We start from the raw sequence: 4,667 nt of genomic DNA on the forward strand, positions 1-4,667 counted from the left end.
TCTCACCACCACCGCCGCCACCGCCGCCACCGCCGCCGCCCTCCTCGCCGCCACCGCCCTCACCGGAACCCGGATCGGTCCCCGGTCCGGGGAACTCCGGCCACTCCGGCTCGGTGGGCGTCTCCGGCTCGATGGGCGTCTCGGGCGTGGTGGGTGCCTCCGGCTCGGTGGGCGTCTCCGGTTCCGCGGGCGCCTCCGGCTGCTGCGGCTGCTCGGGCTGCTCGGTGGACACGTCCGGGGCCCAGTTCTCGGCGGTGCCGCTGAAGGCCGGGTCCGGGAACGAGCCGGGCTCGTAACCCTCCATCGCGGTGCTCATGTACCGGTTCCACAGCGACGCGGGGAGCCCACCGCCCGAGAGACCGCCGTATCCGGGGATACTGAAGCTCTCGTTGTTGCCGCTGTAGATCCCCACCGCCGTGGACAGCTGCGGGGTGAAACCGACGAACCAGGCGGCGACGCTGCCGTCGGTGGTACCGGTCTTGCCCGCGGTGGGGTGGTTCGCCAGCCGCGCCCCGACTCCGGTACCGCCGTTGACCACCTGCTGGAGGGCGTAGGTGACGTCGGCCGCGGTCTCCTCCTCCAGAGCCCTGTTGCTCTCCACCTCCGGACGCACGTTCTCGCCCTCGGAGTCGACGATCTCCCGGACCACGTGCGTCTCGACGTGCACGCCGCCGTTGGCGAAGGTGGCGTACCCGCTGGCCTGGTCGACCGTGCGGGCGCTGGAGGCGCCCAGCGGCATGACCGGCACCAGCTGGCTGTCGGGGACGCTCCCCTCGGGCCACCCCGCGGCGTAGACGGTGTCGCGGACGCTCTCGAAACCGACCTCCTGGGCCAGCTCGATGAAGCCGAGGTTGTTGGAGACCTGGGTGGCCTGGGTGAGCGTCATGACGCCGCCCGGCGAGTTGCCCGCGTTCTGGATGCGCGAGCCCGCGATGGTGCGCGGACCGCGCCCGTCCACCGTGGAGTTGAGGCTGTAGCCCTGTTCCAGGGCGGTGGCGAGCACGTAGGGCTTGAAGGCCGAACCGGTCTGCGCCGCGCCGAGGAAGGAGCTGTCGTACTGGTTCTCCCAGTAGTCGTGGCCGCCGTAGAAGGCCAGGACCTCGCCCGTCTCCGGGTCGACGGTGGTCAGGCCGACGTTGACGCCCTCGGGCCGGTCCTCCGTCGGGACCATCTCCTCCACCGCGGCGTAGGCGGCGTCCATCATGTCCTGGTCGAACGTGGTGACGATCCTGTAGCCCTGGCGGTTGATCTGGTCCTCGGTGAAGCCGAGCCGCTCCAGCTCGTTCATGGCCTCCTGGAGCATGTAGCCCTTGTAACCGCTCAGGTCCGTGCCCTCAGTGGGCCGTTCGGGCTCGGGCGCCGGGAACTCCATCTCGTCGGCCTCGGCCTGGGTGATGGCGCCCGTGGTGACCATGCCGTTGACGACGTACTCCCAGCGCCGCTCCATCTCGGGTGTGGTCTCCACGTCGGCCTCGCCGAAGGGGGTGGGCTGCTGGATGGCGGCGGCCAGGAAGGCGGCCTCGGCGGGCTCCAGCTCCTGGACGTTCTTGTGGTAGTACGCCTGCGAGGCGGCCTGGACTCCGTAGGCGTTGCGACCGAAGTAGATGGTGTTGAGGTACTGCTCCATCACCCACTCCTTCGTCTCGCTCCGGTCGACCTTGAGGGCGATGATGATCTCCCGCACCTTGCGGGTGATGGACACGTCCCGGGTGATGCCCTCGTAGTAGTTGCGGACCATCTGCTGGGTGATGGTGGAGCCGCCCTGGACCTGCTGTCCGGTGACGGTGGACCAGACCGCGCGTGCGGTGCCGCTCACGGACACGCCGGGCTCGGTCCAGAAGCCGCGGTCCTCCGCGGAGACGACCGCCTCGACGACGTGTTCCCCGCCCGCGGTCATCTCGTCGTAGGACAGGATCTCCCTGTGGGTGCCCCGGTAGGCGAACTCGGTCTCTCCGTCGGCGAAGTAGAAGGTCGAGCCCTCCTCCAGGACGTCGGCCTTGGCCGCGTCCGGGACCTCCACGGTGGTGTAGAAGAAGGCGAAGACACCGCACCCGGCGATGAAGAACACGCCGGTGACGATGAGGAAGACCCGGAGGATCCTCCACCAGAGGGGCTTCTTGGCCTTCTGGCCCGCGCCTTTCTTCTTCCCGCCCCGCGCCTTGGGGTCGCCCGGGCCCTTGGGCCCACCGGGACCGGTACCGCCGGGACCGGCCGGCCCCTTGGGGCCGCCAGGGCCGGTGGGACCGCTGGGGCCACCGGAGTTACTGGAGCTGGTGGTGTCACCGGGACTGCTGGACCCGGATACGGAACCGTGGCCGGAGCCGGTGGAACCGCTGGCGTCAGAACCGGAACCGGACGGACCGCCGTGCGCACCGGAGTACGCGGCAGCGGCGGCCGCCCCTGCGGCACCCGCTGCTCCGGCCGCGGCCGCGGTACCGGACGCGGTGGAACCGGGCTCGGCACCCCGGCCCTGCACGTCGGAGGGCGACTCGGACACGTAGGACGAGAGGCGGCGCGGCTCCGGCCACAGGGACGCCGTCTCGGCCGCGGAGGACTCGTCGATCCTCTGCTCCCCGTCGCGGTCCGGGGCGACGGCGTCCGGCGCGGCGGACACAGCGGACTCGGCGGGCTCATCGTGCCCGGTGGACCCGGCGGACCCGTCCTCGAAGTCCTGGACGTCGGTCACGGTTCCGGCCACGGGGCTCTTGGGGACTCCCGCGTCCTCCTGCCCGCGCGGGCTCCAGAGGTCCGCCCCGTCCTCCGCCGTACCGGCGTTCTCGGAGGCATCGTCGGGCGTCTCCGCGGCTGAGGCGGCAGCGCGGACGGAGTCGAGCGAGATGGGTTCGGTCCGGTCGGACACCGGCGTTGGGGGCTCGCCGGTACCGGCCGTACCGTCCTGGTCGGCGGACGTGTCGTCGGCGGCGAAGGACCAGTCGGCCTGGGAGGACTGACCGTCCCCACGGACGCCGTCCTGGCGCGTGTCCGGCTCCTCCGCGCCCGTGCTGCCGGCTGAGGCGGGGAAGCCAGCTTCCGGAGAGGTGTCAGTGGCATCGGTGCCGTACGTGTCGGCGGGAACGCCGGAGGTCTCCTCCGCGGCGTCGTCGCTCGTGTCATCGGAACCGAAGCCCTGTTCCGCGAGGTTGCGGGCGACCTTGTCGCGGAGGAAGGTACCGCTGGTCTTGAAGGTGACCGGGCTGATGAACTCCGGCTCGGGCTGTTCTCCTACGCCTTCTTCTCCTCCAGGAGCGTCATGAGTGGATTGGTTTCCCTCGGTGGTGGGTATTCCACCCTCGGGAGTGTGCTTGTCGGACAGCTCTTCGGCAGAGGTGTTCCTGGTGTCCGGCGTGTCCTTCCCGGGACGCTGTCCACCCGCCCCGCTTTCGCCGTGTGTGCTCTCGCTCAGTTCCCCGCCCCCATGGCAAATCACGTCCGGCACCGTGCCGTCCTCATGTTTGACGCGCAAGTGCCCCGGATCGTTCAGTTCGAGTCAGGGCCGAAGCGGTAATTCGGGGAATAACGCCGCCATCGCTCAGCCCTCCAGGCCACGATACCCGCCCGTAACCATGTCAAGTCCGAGCAGGTAAGCGCACTGTCACTTCTTACCCAAGGGTTGCCCTTGGCAGCTGTGTATCGAAAAAACTGTTAGCCCGCTCACTTCCCCTTGGTGCGTTCGAGCACGCGCAGGGATCCCACCACGCGCATCTCCTTGAACTCCCCCGAGTCGAGGGCCTTCCGGTAGATGTTGTAGGGCGGTCGGCCGCCGTCCTCGGGGTTGGGGAACACGTCGTGGATGACGAGGGCTCCGCCGGGGGCGACGTGGGGGCTCCAGCCAGCATAGTCGTTCTGGGCGGCCTCCTCACTGTGACCGCCGTCGATGAAGACCATGCCGAGCGGGGTGCCCCAGACAGCGGCGACATCGGTGGACCGGCCGACGAGCGCGATGATCTCGTCGTCCAGGCCCGCTCCGGTGATCGTGCGCCGGAAGTGCGGAAGGGTGTCGAACTTGCCGGTCGCCTCGTCCACCAGGGACGCGTCGTGGTACTCCCAGCCCTCCTGGTGCTCCTCCGAGCCCCGGTGGTGGTCGACTGTGAGGACCCTGGCACCGGTGGCGCGGGCGGCCGCACCGAGGAAGATCGTGGACTTGCCGCAGTAGGTGCCGATCTCCACGATCGGCCCGACCTGGGCGTAGTCGACAGCGGCCTCGAAGAGGGCGGTGCCCTCGCCCGTGGGCATGAAGCCCTTCGCGGCCTCCGCGGCGGCCAGGAGCTCGGCGGGGATTGTCTTCGTCATGCGGGAATTGTCCCACCGGCGGAAACAGAAACGGACAGTGGCCTGTGCGGCGGAACGCCCATGCCCCCGAGGAGCGGAGCGCGACTTGTCCACAGCACGCAGCACGCCCTGGCCCCGGCAGGCCCCCACACGCTTGACTGGAAACAGGGGGACCCACCCACACCCCCGCACCACCACCCGCGTTCACAAACGCACAAACACACCCACAAAAAAGAAGGGGCCGCCCCGTAAGACAACCCCTCCCCCCACAAAAAAAGCAGGGGACCGCCCACAGACGATCCCCCACCCTCACAAAAAACCGTGGCAGCGACCTACTCTCCCACCCCACCACAGGGCAGTACCATCAGCGCAAAGAGACTTAACGACCGGGTTCGGAA

2 protein-coding genes are annotated in these 4,667 nt (G+C 69.4%); both read right to left on the minus strand.

From position 1 onward, the window contains the following. On the minus strand, positions 1–3,436 hold a 3,436-nt coding region (locus FYW99_RS05150; protein WP_190394559.1), incomplete at its 3' end, for a transglycosylase domain-containing protein. Between the two features lie 215 nt (positions 3,437–3,651). Beyond that, complete coding sequence (locus FYW99_RS05155) at positions 3,652–4,290, minus strand: class I SAM-dependent methyltransferase (protein ID WP_150250678.1); 639 nt, start codon at positions 4,288–4,290, stop codon at positions 3,652–3,654. Positions 4,291–4,667: the final 377 nt, after the last annotated feature.

This window comes from Nocardiopsis deserti, assembly GCF_008638355.1.
GTDB classification, from domain to species: Bacteria; Actinomycetota; Actinomycetes; order Streptosporangiales; family Streptosporangiaceae; genus Nocardiopsis; species Nocardiopsis alborubida.

Bases quoted from the DNA above. Each gene is read 5' to 3' on its own strand.
- FYW99_RS05155 (WP_150250678.1), bottom strand. From the start codon at position 4,290: ATGACGAAGACAATCCCCGCCGAGCTCCTGGCCGCCGCGGAGGCCGCG.